Here is a 3,404-nt window from a genome sequence, read left to right on the forward strand (position 1 = left end):
CGAGCCATTCCCTGCATTGCCGTTCGCCAGACCCTCATCGTCGACCGTAGCCGTGACCGTGCCGGCCGTCGGCTGCGCGTTGGCGTTGGTGATCGCTATGGCTTGCGTGGCCTGCGAAGTATCGCCGTCACCATCGGTGATGCGGTAGAGGAAGCTCACATTCTGAGTCAAGCTGCTGGAGTTGGGGTTCGGGTCGAACTTCCAGTCACCATTTCCGGCAATGACGTAGGTCCCTTGGCCACCGGCCGGCATGAACGTCGAGCCGCCAGCGGCCACCTCCTGCCAGGTGTCACCATCGTCGAACGACACGTGCRTGACCGTGGCGCCATCGGCGCCCCTGATATCATTGGCAAGGAGGTTCTGGCCTGCCGTTTCGCCTGCCGTTTCAACAACCGTCAGAGCGGTCCCCGCGTTCGCCGTCGGAACGTCGTCGACGATCTTGACGTCGAGGCTGCCGGTGGCCGTCGTGCCGTCGCTGTCCTTGACCTCGACCGCGAAGCTGACCTGGACGCTGTTCTCGCCATTGGCGGAACCATGCGTCAGCGTGTTGTCCTCCAGCGTGTATTTGTAGGTGACGCTGCCGGCACCCGTCGCCGGATTGTAGCTGTAGCCCGTGACCACCAGCTTGCCCGTGGCATCATCCGATATCGTCTGCGGGAAGCCGCCGGCAAGGTTCAGCGTCGTCGACCCGATCTTGATCGAGCCGATGCCGTCGGCCGCGGCGAAGCTGAACGAACCGGCCTGCGTCAGCGCCTGCGCATTCGGCGAGGAGCCGTCGGACAGGTGGTCCTCGTCCACCACCAGCTCGCCATGCTCGGCATCGAGTCCGCTGAGTGTGGGGGCGGAGTTCTTGACGCCGACGTTGATGGTAGCGTTCTGCGCATCGCCGTCCCCGTCCACGATCTTGACGCCGAACTGCAGGTCGAGATCGACCGTGGTTTCGGTGCGTGAGACCGAGGCGAGGGACACCTTGGCGCCGCCGCCTTGGACAGCTACGCCAATAACCTCGATGTAGTCGATGAACTTGCCAGCCGGGGCGGTGAAGGACTTGGTGCTGCCGCTTATCGTGACGGTTTCTGTGGTCTGCGAGTTGTCGGTGAAACGGACCACAAATGTAAGCTTATCGCCGCCGAGGTTCTTGAAGGATAGCGTCGCTTCTGAAACTGCAGGACCCGAGAACGGCGGAGGGGTAAAGCCAGCAACGCCGAAGTTGTCTGCGTCCTGGAAGTCGAAGCGCAGCATTTCGCCCGCACCGAGATTGCCGTCAATGCCGACACCCCAGCCCGTTGCAGCTCCCTTGACCTGGTCGAGCGCGCCATCCGCCTTCCAGCCCGACACCACCGCGAGGTTCTCGCCACCTTGCGTCGTGAGCAAATAGGCAGTTCCTGGGCCGGAGCCGTATGCCCCACTGGCCTTTGTTGCATCCACGGTGGTCGTTGCGCCGTCAAGCGGCCTGAACGACTGATAGACGTAGCCCCCGGCCGGATTGACGGTCAGACTGAACACCGGATTGGCCTGGTTACCCGTGTGGGCGATCAGTTGGTTGCCGACCTCGGTATACTGGATTGCCAATCCGCCGGATTTGAGGTTTGCCGGAAGCGACGTGAAGTCGATGTCCTTGATGCCGTCAGCTCCCGGCAGGATGTCGAAGCTGCCAATGGTCGTTGCCGCGCCGTTGCCGACTTCGATGGACTGCGGCGTGCCGAGATCAGGGGTGTCGTCGTCAACCATAACAGTCAGCGTCGAAGGCGCAGTATCGCCGTCTCCGTCGGTAACCTCGTAGTTGAACTTGAGGCTTAGATTGTCTTCATACTCGAGCTGGCTGGCGCCGGGAGCCGACGTCAGCGGGTGGGCCAGCGGGCGGAAGACCTCCAGCTCATAGCCACCGGCATCGTTGATCGTCAGCTTAAAGACTTCGAGCTGGGCTCCTCCCGGGGCCGTCATCGTCCCGGTCAGGACGCCACCGATCCCGGACTGCGACCACGCGGTCTGCACGTCGAGTACCGTCGCTGCCTTGGTGATCGGATCGACATAGATGGCCTTCAGCGTCCCGATCGCGCCGTTCTCACCGGACACCGTTGCCAAGCCTGCCGTGATCTTCCGCAGGCCGTCGGCGCCCGCTGCGAAATCGAGCATGCCGGTCGCGCTCTTGACCTCTCCGGCAACRTCGCCGGCCGCGCTTCCACCCGAAATGCCGCCGGACTGGCCTTCGTCGTCAAGAACAACCCGATGCTCGACCGGACGCGCGACCGGCATGTCGTCGGACACCGTCACATTGACAGTACCCTGGGCCGTCGTGCCGTCCGTATCGGTCGCCACGACCTTGACCGAGCCGAGTTCCTGCAGATCGTCGCCACTGGCTGCATGGCTGTCGTAGTTGTCCTCAAGTGTCGCCTTCACGGTCGCGGCGTTGCCTACGACAGTCAGCTCGAGCTTGACCACGGCTACCGCACCGTCCTTGCCGACGATTTCGGTGGCGGATACCCGCTCCCAGGTCAGGCCTCCACCGAGGGCGCTCAGGTCGGTGCCGAATGCTATCGAGGCGATCGCGTCCGAACCCGGCGTGAAGGTGATGGACCCGGTCGCGAAGTCGTCGCCGCCAGGCGTCGAGCCGTTCGCCAGGTTCTGGTCGTCCAGCGCAAGCGTGATCGGCGCACCCGCAACTGGTCCGGCGCCGTCCGTCACCGTGATCGGCTGCGCCGCTGTCGCGGTGTCGCCGTCGCCGTCGGTGATCGTGTAGGTGAAGCCTGCGTTGACGCCGGTTGCGTTAGTAAGGTTTGGCTTCGGATCGAACGTCCACGCGCCGTTCGACTGGAACGTGTAGGTACCGTTGGATGTGTTTATGGTCGTGCCGCTAGTGTTCACCACATGTTCGAAACCGCCGATCGTCACGGACGTGAGCTTGGCGCCGTCAGCGCCTGGGGTGTCGTTGGCGAGCACATTGCCGCCGATGGTACCAACAGCATCTTCCGCAATCGACTCCGCCGCTTCGTCAACGGCCGTCGGAACGTCGTCGTTGAACTCGATCTTCAGCGTGCCGGTCGCCGTATCGGCGGTCGTGTTGTTGCCGTCGGTATCGCTGACCGTGTAGCTGAGCGGCGGCACAACGCTGACGCTTGCTTCTGTGTTGTCGGCGTTGGCATGCAACACGTTGTTGACTAGGATCACCTTGTAGGCGCCCGTTGCCGCATTGGTGATTTCAACCTGGAACAGCATTTTGTTGACTCGGCTCGAATCCGGGCTCGCCTGGATCTTCGCCGTCAGCACATTTCCGGAAAGACTGTAGGTCACCTCTTCCAGGCCAACCATACCAGACTTGCCGCCCATTCCCGCGAAGCTGAACACCAGCGCGCCATCGCCGCCGCCGCCCTGGAGCTTGCCAAGGAAGACAGCCTCACTGGGAT

1 protein-coding gene is annotated in these 3,404 nt (G+C 63.0%); it reads right to left on the bottom strand.

Features of this window, described 5'->3' with window-relative positions:
- Positions 1 to 3,404 (bottom strand): beta strand repeat-containing protein (locus AC1DUU_RS26875; protein WP_476786406.1); only part of this gene is annotated, 3,404 nt, incomplete at both ends.

It is taken from the genome of Aminobacter sp. P4_H6_2, assembly GCF_056400805.1.